Here is a 24214-nt window from a genome sequence, read left to right as displayed (position 1 = left end):
TTTCGGCTATGGCCAGCAGCGTTGCTGCTGGCCATGTCTGCGTGTAGCCCCGCGATCGCGCCGGCGGTCACCACCGAGCAACTGGCCGGACGGCTCTCCGCAGCCCTGGCTGCCCAGGATCGCCCCGGCTTCGCCGGCGCGCTGGGTGCGTCCGCGGCCGTCCGCGCTCAGGGCGAACGCTGGTACGACCTGCTCAGCCCAGCACAGGCTCGACTGGTGGCTCTGGGCGCCGACCAGGTGCAGGTGACCGACACGCTGCCCGGCGATCATCGTCCCGCCACCGAGCGGCTGACGCTGACCTGGTCCGATCGCGGCGAGCTCACTGTGGCGGCCGCCGAAGGGACGCCGCTGTGGGCCCTCGAGCCGGCCGTGGCGACCAGCGGACCGGCCGGGACGGTGCTGAGTGCGGCCTCCGAGGCGCAGGCGAAGTCCTGGCTCGCGCTGGCGACCGAGGCTGTGGCCGCCGTGCGGGCCTCCGGGGTGGCCGATGACGGCTGGACCGGCCGGCTCGTGCTGGAGGCCCCGGTGTCGGCCGACGACTTTGCGCTGCTCACCGGCAGCACCGCCGACACTTCGTCGGCGGTGACCAGCTGTCGCACCGGGACGCCCCGGATCGTGCTCAGCCCGAAGCTGAGCGAGTTTCCGGACGACGTCCGGTTCGCCACCCTCACGCATGAGGCCGTCCATGCGGCCACCGACTCGGCGTGTCAGCACGGGCTGTCCTGGGCGGTCGAAGGGCTGGCCGAGTCTGTGGCGGCACATGCCGACCCGGCCACTGCTGCGGCCAACCGCCGGCTGGTGATCGACTACCTGGCGACGCATCCGGTGCCGTCCGCGCTGCCTGAGCATCCCAGTACGCCGACCGACTACGCGCTGGCTCAGGTGGCTGCCGACGAGCTGCGCCGTCGACTGGGCGCCGCTGCACCGGCGTACTTCGCCCGGGCCACCCGGGCGGCCCTCAGTGACACTGAGATCGCCCAGGCGACCACCTGGTATCGGCAGGCCCTGCGCAGCCTGGACGGGTGAGCCGACCCCTCGGCGAGGTCAGCGGCGATGCTCGTCGAAGAACTCCAGGGAGCCGCGGAAGACGGTCTCCTTGTCGTGATCCATGGTCGCGACGTGGTAGCTGTTGAGCAGAATCCGCTCGATGCGCTCCTCGCTGGAGACGTGGCTCATGATGAACGCCGTCGAGGAGGCCGGGACGACGTGGTCCTCGGCCGACCGGTAGACCAGCAGCGGGCAGCTGACCAGGTCCAGGCAGGCCCGGACGTCCACCCACACCCGCAGCATCGACGCGGCCGCCTTCAGCGGCGTCCGGTCGTAGGCGAACTCGTCGGCCGTGGGGTCCTTCAGGTCGGAGCCGACCGCGCTGGCCGACGCCATGAGCTTCGACAGGAACGGGGCGAAGTTGGTCTTGAACTGACCCATCACGGCCGGGTTCACCAGGACCAGGCCGGCCACGTCATCGGGATAGTGCTCGGCCAGCCGCAGGGCCAGCGCACCGCCCATGCTCAGCCCGGTGATGAAGACCTGCTGGCACTGTGCGCGCAGGCTGAGGAACTCGCGCTCTACGCAGCTGTACCAATCCTGCCAACCGGTGAGGTTCATCTCTTGCCAGCTGGTGCCGTGCCCGGGCAACCTCGGCACCGCCACCCGATGGCCAGCGGCTTCGGTGAATTTCGCCCACTCCAGGAGCGACCACGGCGAGCCGGTGAACCCGTGGCAGAAAAGGACGCCCACTGGGCCAGTACCGGCGTGGTACGGGCGCGCGAAATCGCTGACCTGCATGCGCTCATCGTAGGCTGTTGGCCAGTTTCACGGGCAAAGGGCGCGGATGTACGACTTCTTCAAAACGCTGCTGTTCATACCGCTGGTGCGCTGGTTCTTTCGGGCCTCGATCACCGGCACTGAGAACCTGCCGGCGACCGGTGGGGCGTTGGTGGCCAGCAACCATCTCTCGGCCGGAGACACCTTCGTGCTGCCGGCCATGCTGAGCCGCAAGCTCACCTTCCCGGCCAAGGCTGAGCTGTTCCGCGGTGACCGCGGCCTGGGTTCCAAGCTGGTCGCCTGGTTCCTGAAGGCCATCAAGATGGTCCCGCTGGATCGCTCCGGTGGACGGGCCAGCCTGGAAGGCCTGGCTCCGGTACTGAACGTCCTGCATGAGGGTGGCCTGGTCGGCATCTACCCCGAGGGCACCCGCTCCCCGGACGGACGGCTCTACAAGGGCCACTCCGGAGTGGCCCGGATGGCGCTGGCGGCCAACGTCCCGATCATTCCGGTGGCCATGTTCGATACCCAGACCGTCCGCCGACTGGGGATTCCGTGGATCAGTCGGCCGCGGATCGTGATCGGTGAGCCGCTGGATTTCTCCCGCTTCGCCGACCAGCACGACGACCACGCCCTGCTGCGCTGGGTGACCGATGAGGTGATGGCGGCCATCCAGGAACTGTCCGGCCAGACCTACGTGGACGCCTACGGATCGTCGGTCAAACGCGGCTCGCTGAGCCCGGCTGAGGCGGACGCTCGGATCCTGCCCCGTCCAGGCTATGGAGCCACCCCGCCGCCGGCGGTGCTGGGCGGGCTATCCTGACCGGCGTGTCCGAACCGATTCCGTCGCTGGCCGAACTGCATGCTCTAGGCGCTGCCCAGCAGCCGGCCTATCCGGATCCGGATGCGGTCGCCAAGGTCGTTGCCGAGTTGCGGAACCGTCCGCCGCTGGTGTTCGCCGGCGAGTGTGACGATCTGCGTGGCCGGATCGCCGAGGTGGCGGCCGGACGATCCTTCCTGCTCCAGGGCGGCGACTGCGCCGAGACCTTCGAGACGGTGACCGCCGGCAACATCAAGAACAAGCTCAAGGTGCTGCTGAGCATGGCCGTGGTGCTCACCTACGCCGCGCAGGTGCCGGTGCTGAAGGTGGGCCGGATCGCCGGCCAGTACGCCAAGCCGCGCAGCCGGGACACCGAGACCCGCGGCGGGGTGACCCTGCCGGCCTACCGTGGCGACGCCGTCAACGCGCTGGCCTTCGAGCCCGATGCCCGCCGGCCCGATCCGCGTCGGCTGCTGGAGGTTTACAACCACTCGGCGGCCACCCTGAACCTGCTTCGCGCCTTCGTCAAGGGCGGTTTTGCCGACCTGCGGGCCATGCACAACTGGAACGCCGACTTCGTCCACAACTCCAACGTGGACTCCCGCTACGAGGAGCTGTCCGACGAGATCAGCCGGGCGCTGGCCTTCATGGTGGCCTGTGGCGTGGACAACGATCAGTTCCGGACGGTCGACTTCTACTCCAGCCACGAGGCGCTGCTGCTGGAGTACGAACACTCGCTGACCCGGATCGATTCGCGCACCGGTGCCCCGTACAACACCAGCGCACACCTGGTCTGGGCCGGGGAGCGGACCCGTCAGCCCGACGGCGCCCACATCGCCTACCTGAGCCGGTTGCGCAACCCGCTCGGGCTGAAGGTCGGCCCGAAGACCACCGGCGCCGACGCCCGGGAGCTGGTCGAGCGGCTGGATCCCGATTGCGAGCCTGGCCGACTGACCATCATCAGCCGAATGGGTGCCGGCTACGTCCGCGACGCGCTGCCGCCGATCATCGAGGCGGTCGAGGCCACCGGACGCAAGGTGGCCTGGGTCTGTGATCCCATGCACGGCAACACCTTCGAGACCGCCACCGGCTACAAGACCCGGGCGTTCAGCCAGGTGGCCGACGAGCTCAACGGCTTCTTCGACGTCCATCACGAGCTGGGCACCTGGCCCGGCGGCGTCCACGTCGAGCTGACCGGGGACGACGTCACCGAGTGCGTCGGCGGGGTGGACGAGCTGAACGAGGCCGACCTGGCCAACCGTTACGAGACCGCCTGTGATCCGCGACTGAGCCGCAACCAGTCCCTGGAGCTGGCCTTCCTGATCGCCGACCGGCTGACCGATGGACGGATCCACCGGGTGAACCCGGTGCAGGAGTTCCAGGCGGAGGACTTCTGACGTGATCGACCTGCGTAGCGACACGCTGACCCGACCGACCCCGGAGATGCTGGCGGCAATGGCCGCCGCGCCGGTCGGGGACGATGTCTACGGCGAGGATCCGACCATCAACGCCCTCGAGGCCAAGGTGGCCGCGATGCTCGGCCATGAGGCCGGACTATTCGTCACCACCGGCTCGATGGGCAATCTGCTGGGCATCTGGTCACTGGTGGCTCCTGGCCAGGAGGTGGTCTGCGACGTCCGCGCGCACATCGCCCGGGCCGAGATGGGCGCCCACGCCGCCCTGCACGGCACCACGATGCGTACCTGGACCTCCCCGGACGGCGTCACTGACGCGGCCACCATCGCCTCGGTGATCACCCCGGACGCCGGGCCGTACCTGGTCTCGACCGCCGCGGTGGCGCTGGAGAACACCCACAACTTCGGCGGCGGCACCGTCCAGCCTTATCAGCACCTGGTCGAGGTCTCCGCGCTGTGCCGCGACGCCGGCGTGGGGCTGCACCTGGACGGCGCCCGGCTGTGGAACGCCCACGTGGCCACCGGGGTACCGCTGGCCGACTACGGGCGGCTGTTCGACACCGTCAACGTCTGCTTCTCCAAGGGCCTGGGCGCGCCGGTCGGCTCGATGCTGGTCGCCAGCGCCGAGGTCATCGCCAAGGCGCGGGTGCAGCGCAAGCGGCTGGGCGGCGGCTGGCGGCAGGCCGGAGTCCTGGCCGCAGCGGCCGACTACGCCCTCGAGCATCACCTGCCCCGGCTGGGTGAGGACCACGTTGCGGCGAAGGCGTTCGCCGAGCAGGTCGTCGCACTGGCCCCGGACGCGGTGGACGTGTCGAGCGTGGCCACCAACATCGTGGTGCTGAGCACCGGAACCCGTCCGGCGGCCGAGGTGGCGAAGGCTGCTGCAGAAGCCGGGGTACTGGTCTCGGCCCTCGGGGCACATATGGTGCGTGCGGTGACCTACCAGCAGATCAGCCTGGATCAGGCGGCCAGCGCCGGACAGATCCTCGGCGGGATCCTCGCGGCCTGAGCCTCAGCCGGCGGCGCGGACGAAGTCGGCGACCTCGTCCAGCATCTCCACCAGGTGTTCGGGCTGGCCGGTCCACACCTGACGGGCGGTCGGCAGTCCGGCCCGGATCATCGAGGCGGCCAGGTCATCCACGGCCATCCCGCGCGGGGCCGGACGAGCCGCGATCTCGGCGGCACGCGAGCGAAGCTCCGGGCTCAGCCCGTCCCACCAGGTCTGCAGGGTCTGCTCGTCGATCACGTCGCCGATCTTCCCACGGTCACGGCCGGACCAGTCCCGGCCAGGGCCATGTGACAGCATGTGAGCCGTGAAAGCTGCCGTCCTGGGTTCCCCGATCGCGCACTCGCTGTCGCCGTTGCTGCACCGCACCGGCTACGCCACCCTCGGCCTGGACGAGTGGAGCTACCAGCGCTTCGAACTGACCGCCGCCGACCTGCCGAGCTTCCTGGCCGGGCTGGACGAGTCGTGGCGCGGGTTCAGCCTGACCATGCCGCTGAAGCAGGCCTGCCTCGAAGTGGCCGACGAGGTGACCGCGCTGGCGGCCCGGGCCGGGGCCGGCAACACCCTGGTGCGCACGCCGACCGGCTGGCGTGCCGACAACACCGACATCCCCGGACTGGTGGCTGCGCTGCGTCCGTCCTGGGGCGGCTGGACGTCCGCGGCCGTGCTGGGTGCCGGGGCCACCGCCCGCTCGGCGATCCTGGCCTTGGACGAGCTCGGGGTGACCGCGGTGACCGTCTACGCGCGGCGTCCGGCGCAGGCCGACGACCTGATCTGCTGGGCGGCCACGGCCACGCCCGGGCTGCGGGTCACCGCGGCCGACCTCGGCAGCTGGGCCGCCGGCGGCGAGCCGGCCGTGATCTCCACCCTGCCGGCCGGCGCGATCGATGGGACCGGTATCGCCCCTGGTGGCGGCCTGGTCTTCGACGCCGTCTACGCCGGTTGGCCGACCCCGCTGGCCCGGGCCGCCGCGTCCGCCGGACGGACGGTGGTCGGCGGCGCCGAGCTCTTGCTGGCCCAGGCGCTGCTGCAGTTCGAGCAGTTCACCGGCGTCCGGCCCGATACCGAGGTGCTACGCCGGGCACTGGCTGCGGCGATCGAGCCCAAGATCGTCATGGTCGGCTTCATGGGGGCCGGCAAGACCACGGTCGGCCGGGCTCTGGCGTCCTGGCTGGGTCGCCCCTTCGTCGACACCGACGAGCTGATCGCCGCATCGGCCGGACGCAGCATCGCCGAGATCTTCGCCGAGGACGGGGAACAGTTCTTCCGGCGGCTGGAGGCCGAGGCCATCATCGAGGTGCTCACCGGTGCCCCGGCCGTGGTGTCGCTGGGTGGGGGAGCGGTCGGCACCCGCGCGGTCCGCGAAGCGCTCACCGGGCACCGGGTGGTCTTCCTCGACGTCGGCTACGACGAAGCCTTGGCCAGGGTGGGAGCCGACTCCGGGCGTCCGGTGCTGGCTCGTCCGGACCTGCCCGAGTTGTACGCGGCCCGTCAGCAGCTTTACCGCGAGGTGGCCACAGTGACGGTTCCCTCGACCGGCGAGCCCGGCCAGACCCACCAGGAGCTGGCCGATCAGCTCACCTCGCGAGTCCTTGCCGCGCTGGCCTGAGGTTCGGCGCCGCCGGAGCTTCCTGTATGGAGTTCGTCGCATCCGTCCCACCATCGCAGCCGGACGCCTGAGGCTGACCGACATCGGTCAGCACGCCCCGGTTGGCCGGATCGGGGTCACCTCAGATCATCGACCGCATCTAGGCTGACCCGGTGACCGAGACTGCCGCCAACCCCGTCCCACCTGCTGTGGGCGTCCAGCCCTCGATCTGGATCGGGATCGGCCTGTCCGTGGCGGCCGCCGGCGTCTCGTGGGGAGTGGGCCTGCTCGTCCCCGGGCTGAGCGCCATGCTGGTGGCCATCCTGCTCGGCGCGGCGCTGGCCAATCTGCTGCCGACCGATCACCGGCTGATGGTGGCCGCTCGTCCGGGCCTGGCCATCTCGGCTCGTCGGCTGCTCCGGGCCGGCGTCGTCCTGCTGGGGCTGCAACTGGTGCTGGGCGACATCCTGGCTTTGGGATGGCCCACGGTGGTCGGGGTGGTGGTGATCGTGGCCGGCACCCTGGCGGCCACCCTGGCGCTGGGCCGGCTGCTGCGGATCGGTGCCACCCAGACCCTGCTGATCGCCGGCGGCTTCTCGATCTGCGGGGCCGCGGCGGTGGCTGGCATCGACGGGGTGCTGGCCAAGCGCAAGGACGAGGAGGCGGCCACGGCCGTGGCGCTCGTGGTGGTCTTCGGGACGCTGATGATTGCGCTGATGCCGACGCTGGCTTTCGCGCTGCACTTGGATCCGCGGACCGCCGGGATCTGGACCGGAGCGTCCACCCATGAGGTGGCCCAGGTGGTGGCCGCAGCCGGGATCATCGGGCCGGCCGCGCTCACCGTGGCCGTGCTGGTGAAGCTGGCCCGGGTGCTGATGTTGGCTCCGGTGCTGGCCGTGATCTCATTCCGGCAGCGCTCGGCCGGGCTGGAGCCGGGTGCGGCCCGTCCACCGCTGGTACCGCTGTTCGTGGTCGGATTCATCGCCATGGTGGCGGTTCGCAGTCTCGGCGTGCTGCCGCCGGTGGTCATCGACATCGCCAAGCTGGCCCAGGCCTGGCTGCTGGGGGCGGCCATGTTCGCCCTGGGCACCTCGGTGCACGCCAGCGTGCTGCGCCGCACCGGCACCCGTCCGGTGGTTCTGGCCGCCGCTGCCACTCTGGTCGTCCTGCTGTTGGGTGGTCTGGTGGCCTTCGTGGGCCGCTAGCCGCGCCGTACGGCCGCCGCCGACCGGCCTGTGGGAGAGTTGGACGCATGGACGTGCTGGTCATCAACGGGCCCAATCTGAACACTCTCGGCACCCGTGAGCCCGAGATCTATGGCAGCACCACGCTGGCCGAGATCGAGGACGGGCTGCGCGCCCAGGCGTCCGCAGCCGGGCTCAGCCTGGATACCTTCCAGAGCAACCACGAGGGCGAGATCATCGACCGGCTGCATGCCGCGCGCACCGATGGCACCCGCTTCGTGATCATCAACCCCGGTGCTTTCACCCACACGTCGGTGGCGATCCGGGACGCGTTCGCCGCGGTGGCCGTCCCGTTCCTCGAGGTGCACATCTCGAACGTCCACGCCCGCGAGGAGTTTCGGCGCCACTCTTACCTGTCGGACCTGGCCGTTGGGGTGATGACCGGCTTCGGCGTCTACGGCTACACCATGGCGCTGGACTACGTGATCACCGCGCTGGGCACCGCCGGCGACTAGAACGCACTGCGCTGGTGCTTGCGCAGTTTCTTGATGGCCCAGTCGTAGTGGCTTGAGGTGGACCCCACCAGGTACGCACCCAGCGAGGTGGATCCGGTCCAGGCGTAGTGCTTCTTCTCGAACAACTCGGGGTCGTGCTGGGCGTCGATCAACGCCTGGAGCTGGTCATGGCTGGCATGCAACTGGCCGCGGACCTGGTCCAGCGGGACGTCCTGGTACTGCGCCCGGATCTCGGCGTTCAGGGCGGGCAGGGTTCGCCAGGTGTAGCCGGGCGCGGGGGCATGTACCGGACGTCCGGCGCTCCCGTCGGCGTACCAGCCGAGCATCATCAGATGCCAGTGATGCAGGTGGGCGAGCACATCGCGGACGTTCCGGTCCCGGTCGGGGAACGTGAACTCCGCGGTCCGCTGCTCCTCGCTGAGCCCGTCCACCAGCTGCAAGAGGGCGGCAAAGTTGCGCTGACTAGCCTCGCTGAGTGCTGCGGCGGTGGTTGGACGGGGCATTCTCGACAGTCCTCCATTGGCTCGGTCGGCCCGATTTCCGGGCGCCGACTCGCGTAAAGTCGACGTATGCAACTTACCCACCTTGGGCATTCGGCCGTTCTGGTCGAGGTCAACGGACTGCGGCTGCTGCTCGACCCGGGCAACTTCTCTCCCGCCTGGCACGGACTGACCGAGCTGGACGCCATCCTGATCACCCACCTGCATCCCGACCATGTCGATCCGGCCAACGTCCCGGCCCTGATCGCGGCCAATCCGGACGCCCGGGTGCTGGTCGAGCCGAGCGTGATCGAGGTTCATCACCTGGAGCGGGCTGAGCCGATCACTGCCGACACCAGCATCAGCCGGGGCGGGGTGACCGTGGCTGCGGTCGGCGGACTGCACGCCGTCATTCACCGGGACATCCCGCAGATCGGCAATGTCGGAATGGTGATCAGTGCCGAGGGTGAGCCGACCTTCTTCCATCCCGGCGACTCGTTGGCCGCGGTGCCGTCCGGGGTGGACGTGCTGGGGGTGCCCGCCTACGGGCCGTGGGCCGCGATGAAGGAGACCGTCGACTTCGCCCGGGCCGTAGCGGCTCCCCAGGGCTTCTTGATCCACGAGGGCCTGCTCAGTGAGCGCGGCTGGGGCCTGATCTTCGGCCGGATCGGGGACATGACCCCGACTCAGCCGGTCGATCTGCGTGCCGGCCAGCCCTGGACCCCGTCCGCCTGATTCGCCGCGTGGCGTCCGTCCTCATGGTTCCCGCTACCGACTGTCACTCTTGCTGCCGAGATTCCGGTAGCGCGGGTTGCGTTCGGTAGCGCGAGCTGGGTTGGGGGACGTTCTGGCGGCGTCCGAAACAGGAGTTGGCGGCCGAGACGAGGCTCGGCCGCCAACGATGCTCGGGCCCCTCTTGGCCTAGAGCCATACCTGCCCGCCAGCCGGTGTCGGCGTGGGCCGGATCGGATCAGTCCCCCCGAATCGATCCCATCCATAGCGTTCGGGTCCCCAAAACCCCTCCCGCCGCGAGCCGCAGGATCCCCTTACTGCGACTCCAGTGACCGACCCTCGACACCCCCGCGCGAGCATTGTCGGCCCGAGCCACCAGGTGGCCCGTTCACCAATTAAGACACTAGCTCGCCGTCTCGATGACGCAAGGTCCAGAATTCTCTGTGAGATTTCTGCGGCGGACGGCCATGGGCCGTCGGCTCAGCCGATCACCAAGATGATCTCGGAGCCGGTCTTGGCCTTCTTGCCCTCGCCCGGCTTCGTACCCAGGGCGAGGTTGCCGAACCAGCCCTGCCTCTGCACGCTCACCTTGAAGCCGAGCGAGACGAGCTTGTCGGTAGCGGCTTCGCCACTGAGCCCGCGGACGGGCGGCACCACCGTGAACTCCGGGCCCTTCGAGACCACGAAGGTGATCGTCGAGTTCTTCTCGACGTTGCCCTTCTTCGGGTCCTGCGACACCACCGATCCGGCCGGCACCTTGTCGGAGAACGCATCCTCGCCGCGCTGAACGATCAGTCCGGCGGTTTGGTAGTAGGTCTGGGCGTCGGTGAACGGCTTGCCGACATAGCTGACGATCTTCACCGGCGCCGGGCCCTTGGAGACCTTCAGATCCACCGGGGTGTCCCGCTTCACCATCCGGTCGGCGGGCAGGGACGCCGTGATCACCTGCCCGGCCGGAGCCGAATCGTCGTAGACCTCGGTGGTCTTGCCGAGGGTCAGGTGGTTGGCTTCCAGGGCGAGCCGGGCATCCTCGACCGATCGTCCGACCAGGGACGGCACCGGATATCGCTCGGGGCCCTTGGAAATCACCACGATGACCTCGCCACCGTGCAGGATCTGGTCACCGGCCTTCGGGTCGGTGCTGATCACTTGGCCGACCGGCACGTCCTCGCTGTAGTCGGTGGCCACCTTGATGCTGAGGCCGTTCTTCGTGGCCAGCGCCTGGGCCTCGGCCTGGGTCATGTTCCCGAAGTCCGGAGTGGTGGTGAACCGTCCGCTGAACCAGTACCAGCTACTCGCCCCGAGCAGGGCGGTGATCACCAGGAAGACGATCAGCGTGATGAGTCCGCGCCGGCGCCGCTTCACCTGGCGCTGCGCCAGCGGGACCGCGGCCGGTGAGATCACCGGGCGGTCGAAGTAGGGCATCCCGTCGGTGGCGCCGGGCTGGCCCGGGCTCAGCGGAGTGGACGGAGTGAACCGCATGGTCGTGGTCCGCTGGACGTCGGCCGGCACCCCGATCACCGGAACCTGGGCGGTCAGCTGGGTGTTCGGATCCAGCGAGGTCTCCTGCATCCGGGCGGCCAGCGCCGGGTCGGAGGTGATCCCGGACTCCAGCGCGGCTCGGGCCTGGCGCAGGTGGTCGAGCAGCACCGAGGCGTCGGCGGGACGATCGGCCGGCTGCCGGGCGGCGGCGGCCAGCACCAGGGCGTCCAGGTAGTCCGGGATCGCCTGCCGGGTGTTGCGCCACTGCTCGGGGGCCGCGGTGGACGGCGCTCGCAGATCATTGTGGACGTGGCTGTAGGCCACCTGGATCGGGGTGTCGCCGGTGTGCGGCTTGGCCCCGGTGAGCATCTCGTAGAGCACCACACCCAGGGCGTAGACATCGCAGCGGGCGTCCGCGCGGCCGTGGGTGACCAGCTCAGGGGCGATGTAGGAGACCGTCCCGATCAGCATCCCCTGCGCGGTTGCGGTGTGTGCGGTGATCGCCCGGGCCAGCCCGAAGTCGGCCACCTTCAGCTGCCCGCGGACCGACAGCAGCACGTTCTCCGGCTTGAGGTCGCGGTGAATGATCCCGGCCTCATGCGCGGCAGCGACCGCAGCGGCGATCGGCAGCATCAGGTCCAGGGCCCGCTGCGGCGGCATCGGCGCCTCACGGCTGATCACATGGCGCAGCGTGGAGCCCTCGACGTACTCCATCACGATGTAGGGACGTCCGGCGTCGGTGCCCTGATCGAAAACCGCCACCACGTTCGGGTGGGAGAGCCGAGCCGCCGAGCGGGCCTCGCGGTCGAAGCGGCTGACGAAGTCGGCATCCGAGCCGAGGTTGTCGTGCATGATCTTGAGCGCGACTGTGCGGGTCAGCCGCAGGTCATTGGCCAGGTAGACCGTCGCCATGCCGCCGCGCGCCAGCTTCCGGACGACTTCGTACCGACCGTCGACCAGATGGCCCACCAGGGCGTCAGCGTTACTCATATGCGGCTACTCGGCTCCGGAACAGTCGGGGAAGTAGGCCGTCCAGACCTACCCGCGATTGTAGAACGCCGCCTGAATCGCTCCCGGGCGACCCGCCGCGCAGCTAACCTGGCCCGGTGACCGCGCTGATGGGGTTGGCCACCCGGCTGGGACTGGCCCGATTGTTGTTGATCACCGGTACCAGGTCCGGGCCGGACGACCTGGCCGGCTTTGCCGACGCGGCCTTCTCCGGTGGCGTCGACCTGCTGCAGCTGCGCCAGACCGGGGCCGAGGAGGACGAGCTGCTGGCCTGTCTGCAGGCGCTGCGCGCGGTCGCCTACCGCTACCAGGGTCTGGTCAGCGCCTATGAATCCGGCCATCTGGCCCAGCGGTTCGACGCCGACCTCTTGCAGCTGCCCGAGCGGGGAATGTCCGCGGCCAAGGCCCGCGACTTCCTGCACGAGTACGCGCTGGTCGGACGTTCCTGCCACGGCCCGTCCGCGATCGACGCCGCCCTGGCCGACCCGCAGGTGAACTTCCTCACCGTCGGCCCGGTCTTTCCCGACGCCGGCCCCGGACTCGCGCTGGTCCGCTACGCCGCCCAGGCTGCCCCGCCCGCCGACCCGGACGCGAAGCCATGGTTCGCCATCACGGGGATCACCGCCGACAACCTCGACCAGGTGCTGGCCGCCGGTGCTCGCCGGGTCGCGGTCTCCCGGGCTATCACCGAGGCGGACGACCCCGCTGCCGCAGCGCACGCCCTGAAGGACCGGCTGCGCCGAGCCTGGAATGACGATCCGGCCATGCAGGACCTGACTTTGAAGATGTTCCGTCGCTGAGCTGCGGACCTCGGCAGGCTCAGCCAGCGGAGTTGCTCGGACCACACAGGCCTGAGAAGCTATTCAGTGCATGTTGACCTTCGGATACCCGGTCGCCCGCTGAGCCTGGACACCACAGCGCGTCAGTGTGATCTGGCGCGCCCTGGGACGGCCCGGACTCCCCGGGTGTCCAGCAACAGTCCCGCTCTCTGACTCGGCTGAGCCGTGCGCTCGGCCGCGGGAACCGAAATGGAAAACATGTCCAACATCATCATCACCACTCTCGATCCGCAGCACCGTCACGACGCCGCGGGGATCGTGCGCGACGCCTTCTGGGATCTCTACCGACCCGGCTGCGTCGAGCACCTGATCCTTGATCTTGCCCACACCGCCCCGGAGTACCTACCCGGGCTGGAGTTGGCCGCCGAACTCGACGGCGAACTCGTCGGAGTCGGACTGGCCACCACGGCCACCGTCATCGGTGCCGACGGCAGCCAGACCGGCGTGAGCTATCTCGGGCCGCTGGCAGTGGCTCCGGCCCAGCAGCGCAGTGGCATTGGCGGGGCGCTGCTCCGCGAGTTGCTGCGCCGCAGCGCCGCCCTCGGGCTGCCGGGGGCACTCCTGTACGGGGATCCCGGGTACTACCAGCGGTTCGGCTTCGTCGACGCCGCCGCGTGGCAGATCACCACACCGGACGGGGCGAACTTCGCCGCCTTCCAGGGAGTCGAGCTGCAGCCCGGCGCTCTGGCCGGAGTCAGTGGACGGCTGGTGGAGTCCTCGATCTTCGAAGTCACCACCGAACAGGCCGACGTGTTCGACCGGGGCTTCCCGCCGCGGGAGAAGCACGTCACCGACACGCAGTTCTGAGGGTTCGGGGGCGGCTTCGGTCGCCCCCGACGCAGGCTTCGGCGGGTTCAGGCTTCGACAGGCTCAGCCACCGGGGATGAGGGCCGGTCCCTGAGCTTGTCGAAGGGTCCGGCTCAGGCCTCACGCTGGGTGGCCAACACGACCAGCCGGGCCAGCGCCGTCCGGGCCGGTGCGGCGATCCGCTCGTCCAGCACGGCGGACGCCACCCGGGCCGCGTCGGCGATCTCGGCTTCGGCGGCGGCCAGCGCCCCGGAGTCGACGATGATGGCCCGGGCCTGGTCGACCTCCTCAGGGCTGAGCGGACGGCCCAGCAGCCCGGCCAGGCGCTCGGCCTGGTCCCGGGGTGCCCGGGCCATGGCGTTGGCCACCAGCACGGTCAGCTTGCCCTCGCGCAGGTCGTCCCCGGCCGGCTTGCCGGTGACCTCGGCGTCGCCGAACACGCCCAGCACGTCGTCGCGGAACTGGAAGGCCCGGCCCAGCGGCGAGCCGAACCGGCCCAGCAGCTCGAGCAGCTCGGCGGAGCCGCCGCCCAGCGCCGCTCCGATCTGCAGCGGGCGGATCACCGTGTAGCGGGCGGTCTTGAACTCCACCACCCGGCGGATCTGCTCGTCCACCGATGCCGGCGCGGCCAGCACGTCGGCCAGGGTCCGGCTCTGCGCAGTGACGTCCAGGTACTGCCCGGCGGCCACCTCGGCCCGGACTGCGGCCAGCAGCGGCTGCGCCTGGGCCAGCCGCTCGGCCCCGGAGGTGTCGGCCAACTCCACCGACCAGGCCAGCAGTAGATCGCCGAGCAGGATGGCCCCGCTGCGTCCGAAGCCGTCCGAGTCGCCGCGCCAGCCGCCGGCCGCATGCCGGGCGGCCAGTTGGACGTGGGCGGCCGGCAACCCGCGCCGGGTCTGCGAGCCGTCCAGGACGTCGTCGTGGACCAGTGCCGAGACGTGCAGCAGATCCAGGCTGGCCGCCACCTGCAGGACCGCCTCGGGCACCTCGGTGCCACCGGCAGCGGCCAGGTAGCCCCAACAGCAGAAGGCCGGACGCAGCCGCTTCCCGCCGGCGGTGAAGGCGTGGGCCAACTCACGCAGCTCGTCGAGCTCAGCTCCGACTCCGGCCAATCGGCCGACGGCCGCGTCCAGGAAGTCGGTCAGGCTGGTGCCGACGGCGTCGATCAGGTCGGCCGACAGCGGCTCGGATGCGTCCAGGGTGACCACGCACTGAGCCTAGGCCACCCGAGCGGGGCATGGTTGGCCTAGCCTTGCCGCCATGCCATCGCCACGCCCGTCCATTGCCCGGCTGCTCGCTGCCGGCGGTCGCCCGACGATGTCGTTCGAGTTCTTCCCGCCCAAGGACGATGCCGGCGCCCAGACGCTGCTCGATGCCATCGACGCTCTCGAGCCGCTGGCCCCCGATTTCGTCTCGGTCACCTATGGCGCGACCGGCTCCAGCCGGGAGCGCACCATCGAGGCCACCCGGCTGATCAGCCCGCGGACCAGCGCCATCACCGTCGGGCACCTGACCTGCGTCAGCCAGTCGGTGGATGACCTGGGTGCCGCCATCGACGCCTACACCGAGGCCGGCGTCGGGCACATCCTGGCCGTGCGGGGCGACCCGCCCGGTGGGCCGACCGCGCCCTGGCAGCGGCACCCGGACGGTCTGGACAATGCCACCGAGCTGGTCGAGCTGGTGAAGTCGCGTGGCGACTTCTGTGTCGGCGTCGGTGCCTTCCCGGACGCCCACCCCGACCGCAAGGACGTCGAACTGGACGCCCGGATCCTGGCTGACAAGCAGCGGGCCGGGGCCGAGTTCGCGATCACCCAGCTGTTCTTCGATGCGGACGCCTACTTCCGGCTGGTCGAACGGGCCGGACGCCATGGCGCCGACCTGCCGATCATCGCCGGAATCATGCCGGTGACCACGATCAGCCAGATCGAGCGGTTCGCCGGCTTCTCCGGTGCCGACCTGCCCCGGGCGGTCACCGATCGGCTGCACGCGGTCGCCGACGATCCGGCCGCGGTCCGTGAGGTCGGGGTCGAGATCGCCGTCGAGTTGTGCGATCGGCTGCTGGCCGGGGGAGCGCCCGGACTGCAGTTCTTCACCCAGAACCGGTCTCGGGCCACCGCCGAGATCCTCGGCAGGCTGCGCCGGATTCCGCCGCACACCGAGCCCGTGGGCTCAACGGACGGCGAGTAAGGCCTAGTCGGCCAGCGGTTCCCGCCAGCTGCCGGCGCCGTCCAGGTCGATGGTGACCAGTCGCTGGGTGGGTCGGGTCAGGGCCACGTAGAGCACCCGGATCCCGCCGGGGGATTCGGCCACGATCTCGTCCGGGCCGACCACCACGACCGCGTCGAACTCCAGACCCTTGGCGTTCAGTGGGCTGACCACCGACAGCCGCGGATCCTCGGGCAGCTCGAGAGTGCCGATCCGGGACGGGGCCGCGATCACTGCCACCGTGCCCTCTACGGCGGCCAGCGCCTCGGCGACAACTCGACGCAGTTCGGCATCCAGGGCCGACGAGGACACCGTGAGCAGGGCCGGTTCGATCCCGGTCGAGCGGACGGCATGGGGCAGATCGGCGTTCGGGAAGTGCGGCTGGACGATCCGGGCGGCCAGATCGAAGACCTCGGCCGGCGAACGGTAGTTCGTGGACAGCCGGAACCGGCGGTTGGGGGCCACTCCGATCAGGTCGACCAGGGCCTGCTCGGTCTCGGCCACGTCCGGCCAGGAGCTCTGGGCCGGGTCGCCGACGATCGTCCAGCTGGCCGCTGGGCCGCGGCGACGCAGCATCCGCCACTGCATCGGGGTGATGTCCTGGGCCTCGTCGACCAGCAGGTGCGCGAAGGTGTCCTGCGGGTCGGCCTGCGGATCGATCTCGCGGACGTTGCGCAGCTGGTCGGCCACGGTGACCAGCTCCTGCATCCGGGAGCCTTCGTTGAGGAAGACCAGCTCGTCGGTCTCCTCGGCGACCTGGATCGGGCCGAGCAGAGCCACCAGCTCGTCGAGCAGGGCGATGTCGGCCACCGAGAAGTCCGAGGGCTGGTAGCTCTCGGCCAGGGCGGCCCGCTCGGCGGCGTCCAGGGTGCCGGACGCAACCGCCTCGACCACATCCGGATCGGCCAGCCGACGCAGCACCTGGGCCGGCAGCAGGTCGGGCCACCACTCGGTCAGGAAGTTGCGGACGATCGGCTGGGAGCCGATCAGATCGTCCAGAGTCTCGTCGTCCAGGTCCCAGCCGTCGGGCACCTGGCGGCGCAACGCCCCCAGGATGGCCGCGGTCGCCTCGCCGCGCGCCTGGTTGGGACGCAGCCGGGCCAGGATGTCGCGCCGGATCCGGTCCACCTGGGCCACCGAGAGCTTCAGCACCTCGCCCTTGACCGATGCCCAGACCGCCGGACGGTTCGGGTCGAGGCTGATCAGCGGCAACGCCACCAGTTCCTTGAGCACCTTCAGCATCCGGGTGGAGCCCTTGACCGTGGCGGCCAGCGCGGCGTCCTGCCGGGCCGAGGAGAAGCCGAGCACGTCGACGGCCACCTGGCCGATGGCGCGCAGGGTCACCGAGTCCTCACCCAGGCTGGGCAGCACCCGTTCGATGTAGTCCATGAACAGCCTGCTGGGCCCGATCACCAAGATCCCGCCACGCTCGAAGCGGCGCCGGTTGGAGTACAGCAGATAGGCCGCCCGGTGCAGAGCGACCACGGTCTTTCCGGTTCCGGGGCCGCCGGCGATCACGGTCACCCCGGAGTGCTCGGCGCGGATCGCCTCGTCCTGCTCGGCCTGGATGGTGGCCACGATGTCGCGCATCTTCGGGCCGCGGGCCCGCTTGAGGGCGGCCATCAGGGCGCCCTCACCGATCACCGGCAGGTCGCTGCGGGCGGCGGACGAGTCCAGCAGGTCGTCCTCGATCCCGATCACGATGTCGTTGCGGCAGCGCAGCACTCGGCGACGGACCACGTCCATCGGGTCGTTGGCCGTGGCCCGGTAGAACGGTTCGGCTGCCCGGGCCCGCCAATCGATCACCAGCGGCTCGTAGTCGTCGTCGCGGACGCCGATCCGTCCGATGTAGCGGATCTCGCCGTCGCTGTGGTCGAGCCGGCCGAAGACCAGGCCCTCATGCTCGGAGTCGATGATCGCCAGCCGCTTGGCAGCGGCGAAAGCGAAGGCATCTCGCTCGAAGAGCGCGGTGCCGTCCTCTTCGCGAACCCAGGTCTCCCGGTCGGAGCGGTAGATGTCCTGGCCGGTGGCGGCTACCCGCTTGGCCGAGCTGGCTGCCTTCTCCAAATGTTCGTAGACCAGGTTGACATGGGCCTGTTCAATGGCCAGTTCGCGTTCGAGAGCGGAGTGGGGTGCCCCAGCTGAATCCACGTGGTGTCCTTCGCCAATAGTGAGCGACGGACAAGTCTACGCCAGCGGCGCGGCCCACGTCTCGCCCTCTGTCCGGACGGCTCGTGGACGGTTCTGTTACGGTCCGTCCCTCTCGTCCGTTCCCGCTGCCGATCGCAACTCCTGCTACCGATATTTCGGTAGCGAGGGTTCCACTCGGTAGCGAGAGCGCGGAGGTGCGGGATGTCTTGGCCAGGCGCTTGGGGACGGTCCCGTTGCGGTCCGCCACTCGCTGGGAAGGGGCAGCCCCCATGCTTCGCGCGGCTCGACTGGCTCTTGCCCGTTCCCGCTACCGATCGCAACTCGCGCTACCGACTTTTCGGCAGCAAGGGTTCCATTCGGTAGCGAGAGCGGGGGGGGTGATGGGTGTCGAACCGTCCGGACGGCTCGCGGACGATCTGTCGACCGTCATCACGCGGCAGGACGAGACCGTTGTCATCCCGCCGCGCGGAGGTTCCTCTAGGCCGTGGCGGGGGTCACCTGCGGCGCTCGTCCGGCGCGGACGCGTCGCAGTACCTGCCGCACCGTGATCCCGGCCACCACCCCGAGATGGGTGACCGCCAGATAGCCGAGGATGAACAGCTCGTCGGAATGATCCCAGCTCAGCTCCAGCTGGCCTCGATGGAACAGCGGCTCGGGAATGGCGACGGCGACCAGCAGGCAAACGACCAAGACCATCGGGTCGTAACCCCGCCGCAGTCCCAGGAGCGCCGCGCCGAGGAAGGCAAGGGCCGGGAAGGCCACGTACCGCACGGTGATGTGCAGGCCGGTCAGGTCCATGTCATCCATGCCCCAGCCGCCGGTCGGAGCCAGCTCGAAGGCCCACAGCAGGCCGAAGAGTCCGACCACCCCCACGATGTAGGGCCAGGTGTTGAGTAGCCGCCTCATGGCTTCCTCCTCAGTGCAGAGATCAAGATGGCCGAGGTCCCCAGCACTGCGACCACGGTGACCAGGATCATGGCGATGGGCTCCTGGCTCAGGTAGGCGATGACCGCGGCCAGCAGGAGCCCGGCGAACACGAGCCCGACCAGGAGGATTCCGCCGATGGCTGCGGCGGTCACCGGCTGGCGGTGCGCCCGGGCCAGTTCGCGGGACAGCTCGACCGGGTCTCCGAGTTCAGCAAGGGTTTGGGTCATGGCCGCGTGCGGCTCGGCACCGGCTGTCACCAGTTCCTCGTGTCGACTGGTGGCGTGCTGGTAGAGCTCGGTCACGGCGTCGGCCCGCTCGCGGGGGTCGTTGATGGTGGCCGTTGCGATCGTGGTGAAGGATCGCAGCCCGGGGAGCTCGGGCGACTTCAGACCGGCTACCGGGTCCGGTGCTCTGCGCAGGCTGGCGCCGGTCGCCAGGCCCAGGAAGACGGACGCACAGGTGAGCGGCAGCGTGGCCAGGATGGTTATCGAGTACTCACTGATCAGTTGCTGAGGCTCCCCGGGCCCGATCCGGGTGGCCACGATGGCGACCAGGCTGGTGAGGCAGATGCCGAAGGCGGTCCGGTGATCCCACCCGTGGCGACGGCCCAGCACCACACCGAGTGCTACCAGGGCGAGCGGCTCGAACACCCAGGAGAGGCCGAGCGCGGTGGCTGCCTCGGCCCAGATGCTCTTGGTGCCGAGCGGGACGGGCAGAACCCGGATGCAGCTGATCAGCGCCGCAGCCACCAGGTAGAGCCATCGCAGTGGGGTTTTTGACTTAGTCATGTGGCAACTCCTCGGCCAGGACGGCGTCAATCGCGACGGTGAGGTTGCGCCACTGACTGCGGCGCTCGACCAGCTCACGCCGACCACGGTCGGTGATGGCGTAGTACTTGCGCTGGCGGCCGGACTCGGCCTGGCGCCAGTAGGCGTGCAGCATCCCGTCTCGATCCAGGGTGTGGAGCACCGGATAGAGGGAGCCTTCGGAGAACCGGAAGGCCCCGGACGAGATCTGCTCCAGCGCTTTGATCAGCTGATACCCGTAGAGATCTGCTTGCGCCAGCAGGTGCAACACCAGCAGCGGTATCGTCCCCTTCAGCAGCTGCTTGTCGATCTCCATGGGCGCTCCTCGTATGCCTCGATAACCAAGGTATCGGAGTCCGAGGTATCGGTAAAGAGCTTTCGATTTGGGGACGTTGCGGCTCCTGCCGTACGCTTGACCCTTGCACGACCTGTGCTTGCAGGCGCGTGCGCTCAAACTGGTTCAGCGATTGGGAGTAATGGCGAAGAAGGAAGGCGCCCTCGAGCTCGAGGGGACGGTTGTCGAGGCACTGCCGAACGCAATGTTCCGGGTGGAACTGTCGAACGGTCACAAGGTGCTTGCGACGATCAGTGGGAAGATGCGGCAGCACTACATCCGCATCATTCCGGCCGACCGTGTCGTCGTCGAGCTTTCTCCCTATGACCTGAGCCGTGGGCGCATCGTCTTCCGGCACCGGTAGTCAACGCAAGAATCCACCACCAGTCCGATCGCAGGGGGTTTCCCTGTGCCCGGCGATGAGTCAGAAAGTTGCTCGATGAAGGTTCAGCCGAGCGTCAAGAAGATTTGCGACAAGTGCAAGGTCATTCGCCGGCACGGTCGCGTGATGGTGATCTGCGATAACCCGCGCCACAAGCAGCGCCAGGGCTGAGCTTCGGCTCATCCCGGTAAGCACGTCCTGAGCCTGTCGAAGGACTGTCGCGGGACGCGGACACCGGCCTTCGGGCATGTGACAACTGAATAGCCCCGAGAGGGGACGGGCCGAAAGACCCGAGCGGCTTCGGCCGCATAACAGACAACGTGATCGCAACGGCGAGGTTCACCTCGGCGGCACCCCCGGACGAAGGCCGGGGCCCCTACTGACAGGTAGCGGGACGCATCACGCCAGACACCTTCGCGAGTCGGGAAACCGGCTCGATTACCTGAGAGGTATGTGCATGGCACGCCTGATCGGGGTCGATCTGCCGCGCGAGAAGCGCCTCGAGATCGCCCTCACTTACATTTTCGGCATTGGCCGTACCCGCGCCAAGGAAACCCTGGCAGCCACTGGCATCAGTGGCGACATCCGTGTTCACCAACTCACCGACGACCAGCTCGTTGCGCTTCGCGATCACATCGAAGCCAACTACGAGACGGAAGGCGATCTGCGACGCTCCGTCGCCGCCGACATTCGCCGCAAGATCGAGATCGGCTCCTACCAGGGCCGTCGTCACCGTATGGGCCTGCCGGTTCGTGGTCAGCGCACCCGAACCAACGCTCGCACCCGCAAGGGCAAGAAGAAGGCCGTCGCCGGGAAGAAGAAGGCCCGCTAACCGCGGTCCTGACACAGGAAACCAGGAGTAACTGAGTTGGCTACTGCAGGACGTACCGCGGCCCAGAAGGCTGCGAAGACCAAGCTGCGTCGCAAGGAAAAGAAGAACGTCGTCGCCGGACAGGCGCACATCAAGAGCACGTTCAACAACACGATCATCTCGATCACCGATCCCACCGGTGCGGTGATCGCATGGGCCTCTGCCGGCACCGTCGGCTTCAAGGGCTCCCGGAAGTCCACCCCGTTCGCTGCCGGTATGGCCGCTGAGGCCGCTGGCCGCCGCGCCATGGAGCACGGCATGAAGCGGGTGGACGTCTTCGTCAAGGGTCCCGGCTCCGGCCGCGAGACCGCGATCCGTTCGCTCGGCGCCGTCGGCTTGGAGATCGGTCCGATCTCCGATGTCACCCCGGTGCCGCACAACGGTTGCCGTCCGCCGAAGCGCCGTCGCGTCTAGTACCTGAGCCGAAGAGGAGATAGAACATGGCCCGTTACACCGGCCCAATCACGAAGAAGTCCCGCCGGCTCGGCACCGACCTGGTGGGCAATGACAAGGCCTTCGAGCACCGTCCGTACCCGCCGGGTATGCACGGTCGCGGCCGCACCAAGGAGAGCGAGTACCTGCTTCAGCTCAAGGAGAAGCAGAAGGCTCGTTACGCCTATGGCGTGCTCGAGAAGCAGTTCCGTCGCTACTACGAAGAGGCCAACCGGCTGTCCGGCAAGACCGGTGACAACCTGCTGATCATCCTCGAGTCCCGTCTGGACAACGTCGTTTACCGTTCCGGCCTGGCGTCCACTCGTCGCCAGGCTCGCCAGCTCGTGGTCCACGGCCACTTCCTGGTGAACGGCAAGAAGGTGAACATCCCCAGCTACCGGGTGAGCGCCTACGACGTGATCGACATCAAGGAGAAGTCGATCAACCTGACCCCGTTCGTGGTTGCTCGTGAGACCCACAACGCTCAGGTCGTCCCGGGTTGGCTCACCGTCCGCCCGAACAAGGGCCGGATCCTGGTGCACCAGCTGCCGGTTCGCGAGCAGATCGTCATCGACGTCACCGAACAGCTGATCGTCGAGCTCTACTCCAAGTAAGACCCTGATGCTCCTCCCCACCGCTTGGCGGGGAGGAGCATTGGTGCAAGACCCGTCGTCGGTCAGAGCGGCCGGCGAGGCGATCACCGTCAAATAGTGGGCGGTCGAAAGGAAGTCACATGCTCATTGCCCAGCGTCCGATCCTTACCGAAGAGGTCGTCGACGAATACCGCTCGAGGTTTGTCATCGAGCCCCTGGAGCCCGGCTTCGGGTACACCCTCGGCAACTCGCTGCGTCGCACGCTGCTGTCGTCCATCCCGGGCGCCGCGGTGACCAGCATCAAGATCGAGGGTGCCCAGCACGAGTTCTCCACCCTGCCCGGTGTCGTCGAGGACGTCACCGAGATCATCCTGAACCTGAAGTCCCTGGTCCTGTCCAGCGAAGAGGACGAGCCGGTGCTGATGTACCTGCGCAAGTCTGGCGCCGGCTCGGTGACCGCGGCCGACATCGCTCCGCCGGCCGGCGTGGAGATCCACAACCCGGATCTGCACATCGCCACCCTCAACGAGGACGGCAAGATCGAGATGGAGCTGGTCGTCGAGCGTGGCCGTGGCTACGTCTCCTCGGTCCAGAACAAGAACCCCGACGCCGAGATCGGCCGGATCCCGGTCGACTCGATCTACTCGCCGGTGCTCAAGGTCACCTACAAGGTCGAGGCCACTCGTGTTGAGCAGCGCACCGACTTCGACAAGCTGATCGTGGACGTCGAGACCAAGGCCTCGATCAAGCCGCGCGACGCCGTCGCCTCTGCGGGCAAGACCCTGGTCGAGCTCTTCGGCCTGGCCCGCGAACTGAATGTCGATGCCGAGGGCATCGAGATCGGCCCGTCCCCGGTGGACGAGCAGCTTGCTGCGGATCTGGCGCTGCCGGTGGAGGAGCTCAAGCTCACCATGCGCAGCTACAACTGCCTCAAGCGTGAGGGCATTCACACCGTCAGCGAGTTGGTCTCCCGCTCCGAGCAGGACCTGCTGGACATCCGCAACTTCGGCTCCAAGTCGATCGAGGAAGTCAAGCTGCGCCTGCACGAAATGGGCCTCTCTCTGAAGGACAGCTCGCCGGGCTTCGACCCGCTGGGTGCCCTGTCCAACTACGACAGCGACGTCGACTACGACGACTCGTACTGAGCAACAGGAGACATTGAACATGCCAAAGCCGACTAAGGGCCCTCGTTTCGGCGGTAGCCCGGCGCACCAGCGGATCATCCTGGCCAACCTGGCCACCCAGCTGTTCCAGCACGGGAAGATCACCACCACCGAGGCCAAGGCCAAGCGCCTGCAGCCGCTTGCTGATCGGCTGATCAGCAAGGCCAAGCGTGGCGATCTGCACAACCGTCGTCTGGTGCTGCAGACCGTCACCGACCCGGGCGTGGTGCACATCCTGTTCGCCGACATCGCTCCGAAGGTCGCCGAGCGCGACGGTGGCTACACCCGGATCACCAAGATCGGTCCGCGCAAGGGCGACAACGCCCCCATGGCCGTGATCGAGCTCGTCACCGAGACCGTCGAGGAGTCCCGCAAGGCCAAGGAGAAGGGCGCGGCCAAGAAGGCTGAGCCGGCCAAGGCTCCTGCTGCCAAGAAGGCCCCGGCCAAGAAGGCTCCGGCCAAGGCCGAGGTCGTCGAAGAGGCTGCTGTCGAGGCCGTCGCGGACGAGGCCGTCGAGGCTGAGGCTCCGGTCGAGGAAGCCGTCGTCGAGGAGGCCCCGAAGGCCAAGAAGGCTCCGGCCAAGAAGGCTGCGGCCAAGGACGAGGCTGAGGCCGAGGCCTGATCCGCCCATAACGACAGACATCGCCCGTCCCCATTGGGGGCGGGCGATGTTTGTGTGTGGCGACTGGTTCAGCCAGTCATCACCGG

Annotated in this window: 27 protein-coding genes; 18 read left to right on the top strand and 9 right to left on the bottom strand. The window is 68.8% G+C overall.

Annotation, left to right across the window (positions count from 1 at the left end):
* Positions 1–33: 33 nt before the first annotated feature.
* The gene (locus ATK74_RS10515; RefSeq protein WP_143483634.1) at positions 34–1026 is read left to right on the top strand and encodes a hypothetical protein; all 993 of its coding nucleotides are present in this window, start codon (positions 34–36) and stop codon (positions 1024–1026) included.
* Positions 1027–1044: 18 nt separating this feature from the next.
* Here the strand turns inward: ATK74_RS10515 and ATK74_RS10510 are convergent, their stop codons facing one another.
* Positions 1045–1788, bottom strand: coding sequence for an alpha/beta hydrolase (locus ATK74_RS10510; protein WP_169923818.1), 744 nt, complete (start codon positions 1786–1788; stop codon positions 1045–1047).
* A 46-nt stretch (positions 1789–1834) separates the two neighbouring features.
* Between ATK74_RS10510 and ATK74_RS10505 the strand changes: the two genes are divergently transcribed.
* From ATK74_RS10505 to ATK74_RS10495, 3 genes are read left to right on the top strand one after another with little or no spacing between them, the layout of a single operon-like run.
* Positions 1835–2590 carry a lysophospholipid acyltransferase family protein gene (locus ATK74_RS10505; RefSeq protein ID WP_098460980.1) on the top strand — a complete coding sequence of 252 codons (756 nt, stop codon included), beginning with the start codon at positions 1835–1837 and terminating at the stop codon, positions 2588–2590.
* A gap of 5 nt (positions 2591–2595) precedes the next feature.
* Complete coding sequence (locus tag ATK74_RS10500) at positions 2596–3984, top strand: class II 3-deoxy-7-phosphoheptulonate synthase (protein ID WP_098460979.1); 1389 nt, start codon at positions 2596–2598, stop codon at positions 3982–3984.
* A gap of 1 nt (position 3985) precedes the next feature.
* A complete protein-coding gene (locus tag ATK74_RS10495) occupies positions 3986–5011 on the top strand; it encodes a threonine aldolase family protein (RefSeq protein WP_098460978.1) in 1026 nt (341 codons plus the stop codon).
* A gap of 3 nt (positions 5012–5014) precedes the next feature.
* Here the strand turns inward: ATK74_RS10495 and ATK74_RS10490 are convergent, their stop codons facing one another.
* Complete coding sequence (locus tag ATK74_RS10490) at positions 5015–5248, bottom strand: hypothetical protein (RefSeq protein ID WP_143483633.1); 234 nt, start codon at positions 5246–5248, stop codon at positions 5015–5017.
* Positions 5249–5315: 67 nt separating this feature from the next.
* On the opposite strand from ATK74_RS10490, the gene ATK74_RS10485 reads away from it, so the two are divergent.
* From ATK74_RS10485 to aroQ, 3 genes are all read left to right on the top strand, one after another.
* Positions 5316–6617, top strand: coding sequence for a shikimate dehydrogenase (locus tag ATK74_RS10485; protein WP_098460976.1), 1302 nt, complete (start codon positions 5316–5318; stop codon positions 6615–6617).
* A gap of 152 nt (positions 6618–6769) precedes the next feature.
* Positions 6770–7801 (top strand): YeiH family protein, encoded by a 1032-nt coding sequence (locus ATK74_RS10480; protein ID WP_169923817.1) that lies wholly within the window; start codon positions 6770–6772, stop codon positions 7799–7801.
* 47 nt (positions 7802–7848) lie between these two features.
* A complete protein-coding gene (gene aroQ / locus ATK74_RS10475; protein ID WP_098460975.1) occupies positions 7849–8295 on the top strand; it encodes a type II 3-dehydroquinate dehydratase in 447 nt (148 codons plus the stop codon).
* Here aroQ and ATK74_RS10470 read toward each other — a convergent pair.
* Complete coding sequence (locus ATK74_RS10470) at positions 8292–8798, bottom strand: ClbS/DfsB family four-helix bundle protein (protein WP_098460974.1); 507 nt, start codon at positions 8796–8798, stop codon at positions 8292–8294. The two genes, aroQ and ATK74_RS10470, sit on opposite strands and share 4 nt — an antisense overlap.
* Positions 8799–8864: 66 nt before the next feature.
* Between ATK74_RS10470 and ATK74_RS10465 the strand changes: the two genes are divergently transcribed.
* Positions 8865–9509, top strand: a complete 645-nt coding sequence (locus ATK74_RS10465; protein WP_098460973.1) for an MBL fold metallo-hydrolase — start codon at positions 8865–8867, stop codon at positions 9507–9509.
* Between the two features lie 477 nt (positions 9510–9986).
* Here ATK74_RS10465 and pknB read toward each other — a convergent pair whose 3' ends face one another.
* Entirely contained in the window at positions 9987–11978 is a 1992-nt protein-coding gene (pknB, locus tag ATK74_RS10460) for a Stk1 family PASTA domain-containing Ser/Thr kinase (protein ID WP_098460972.1), read from the bottom strand.
* A 116-nt stretch (positions 11979–12094) separates the two neighbouring features.
* Here pknB and ATK74_RS10455 point away from each other — a divergent pair, with 116 nt between their 5' ends.
* Complete coding sequence (locus tag ATK74_RS10455; protein ID WP_211283350.1) at positions 12095–12796, top strand: thiamine phosphate synthase; 702 nt, start codon at positions 12095–12097, stop codon at positions 12794–12796.
* A 237-nt stretch (positions 12797–13033) separates the two neighbouring features.
* Positions 13034–13642, top strand: coding sequence for a GNAT family N-acetyltransferase (locus ATK74_RS10450; RefSeq protein WP_169923816.1), 609 nt, complete (start codon positions 13034–13036; stop codon positions 13640–13642).
* A 113-nt stretch (positions 13643–13755) separates the two neighbouring features.
* On the opposite strand, the gene ATK74_RS10445 is transcribed toward ATK74_RS10450, so the two are convergent.
* On the bottom strand, positions 13756–14850 hold the full coding sequence (locus tag ATK74_RS10445; RefSeq protein ID WP_098460970.1) for a polyprenyl synthetase family protein: 1095 nt from the start codon (positions 14848–14850) through the stop codon (positions 13756–13758).
* Between the two features lie 52 nt (positions 14851–14902).
* Here ATK74_RS10445 and ATK74_RS10440 point away from each other — a divergent pair, with 52 nt between their 5' ends.
* Positions 14903–15829: a methylenetetrahydrofolate reductase gene (locus ATK74_RS10440; protein ID WP_098460969.1), complete on the top strand. Its 927-nt coding sequence runs from the start codon at positions 14903–14905 to the stop codon at positions 15827–15829.
* A gap of 3 nt (positions 15830–15832) precedes the next feature.
* Here the strand turns inward: ATK74_RS10440 and ATK74_RS10435 are convergent, their stop codons facing one another.
* The 4 genes from ATK74_RS10435 to ATK74_RS10420 all read right to left on the bottom strand — a co-directional run bounded on the left by ATK74_RS10435 (position 15833) and on the right by ATK74_RS10420 (position 20047).
* On the bottom strand, positions 15833–17998 hold the full coding sequence (locus tag ATK74_RS10435) for a HelD family protein (protein WP_098460968.1): 2166 nt from the start codon (positions 17996–17998) through the stop codon (positions 15833–15835).
* A gap of 477 nt (positions 17999–18475) precedes the next feature.
* Positions 18476–18904 (bottom strand): hypothetical protein, encoded by a 429-nt coding sequence (locus tag ATK74_RS10430; protein WP_098460967.1) that lies wholly within the window; start codon positions 18902–18904, stop codon positions 18476–18478.
* Positions 18901–19713 (bottom strand): permease prefix domain 1-containing protein, encoded by an 813-nt coding sequence (locus ATK74_RS10425; RefSeq protein WP_143483632.1) that lies wholly within the window; start codon positions 19711–19713, stop codon positions 18901–18903. Before ATK74_RS10425 ends, ATK74_RS10430 begins: the two co-directional genes overlap by 4 nt.
* On the bottom strand, positions 19706–20047 hold the full coding sequence (locus tag ATK74_RS10420; RefSeq protein ID WP_098460965.1) for a PadR family transcriptional regulator: 342 nt from the start codon (positions 20045–20047) through the stop codon (positions 19706–19708). Before ATK74_RS10420 ends, ATK74_RS10425 begins: the two co-directional genes overlap by 8 nt.
* Before the next feature lie 160 nt (positions 20048–20207).
* Between ATK74_RS10420 and infA the strand changes: the two genes are divergently transcribed.
* The 7 genes from infA (at position 20208) to rplQ (ending at position 24128) form a co-directional block, all read left to right on the top strand.
* The gene (gene infA / locus ATK74_RS10415) at positions 20208–20429 is read left to right on the top strand and encodes a translation initiation factor IF-1 (protein WP_098460964.1); all 222 of its coding nucleotides are present in this window, start codon (positions 20208–20210) and stop codon (positions 20427–20429) included.
* A gap of 75 nt (positions 20430–20504) precedes the next feature.
* Positions 20505–20618: a 50S ribosomal protein L36 gene (rpmJ, locus tag ATK74_RS10410; RefSeq protein ID WP_002514836.1), complete on the top strand. Its 114-nt coding sequence runs from the start codon at positions 20505–20507 to the stop codon at positions 20616–20618.
* Between the two features lie 286 nt (positions 20619–20904).
* On the top strand, positions 20905–21279 hold the full coding sequence (gene rpsM, locus ATK74_RS10405; RefSeq protein WP_098460963.1) for a 30S ribosomal protein S13: 375 nt from the start codon (positions 20905–20907) through the stop codon (positions 21277–21279).
* Between the two features lie 36 nt (positions 21280–21315).
* Positions 21316–21732 carry a 30S ribosomal protein S11 gene (rpsK, locus tag ATK74_RS10400; RefSeq protein ID WP_098460962.1) on the top strand — a complete coding sequence of 139 codons (417 nt, stop codon included), beginning with the start codon at positions 21316–21318 and terminating at the stop codon, positions 21730–21732.
* Positions 21733–21758: 26 nt separating this feature from the next.
* The gene (gene rpsD, locus ATK74_RS10395; protein ID WP_098460961.1) at positions 21759–22364 is read left to right on the top strand and encodes a 30S ribosomal protein S4; all 606 of its coding nucleotides are present in this window, start codon (positions 21759–21761) and stop codon (positions 22362–22364) included.
* Positions 22365–22483: 119 nt separating this feature from the next.
* Positions 22484–23488: a DNA-directed RNA polymerase subunit alpha gene (locus ATK74_RS10390; RefSeq protein WP_098460960.1), complete on the top strand. Its 1005-nt coding sequence runs from the start codon at positions 22484–22486 to the stop codon at positions 23486–23488.
* 19 nt (positions 23489–23507) lie between these two features.
* Complete coding sequence (gene rplQ / locus ATK74_RS10385) at positions 23508–24128, top strand: 50S ribosomal protein L17 (RefSeq protein WP_098460959.1); 621 nt, start codon at positions 23508–23510, stop codon at positions 24126–24128.
* Positions 24129–24214: the final 86 nt, after the last annotated feature.

Source organism: Propionicimonas paludicola, assembly GCF_002563675.1.
GTDB lineage: Bacteria > Actinomycetota > Actinomycetes > Propionibacteriales > Propionibacteriaceae > Propionicimonas > Propionicimonas paludicola.
Note: the sequence above shows the minus strand (reverse complement) of the source record. Positions and strands in the feature narration are given on the sequence as shown.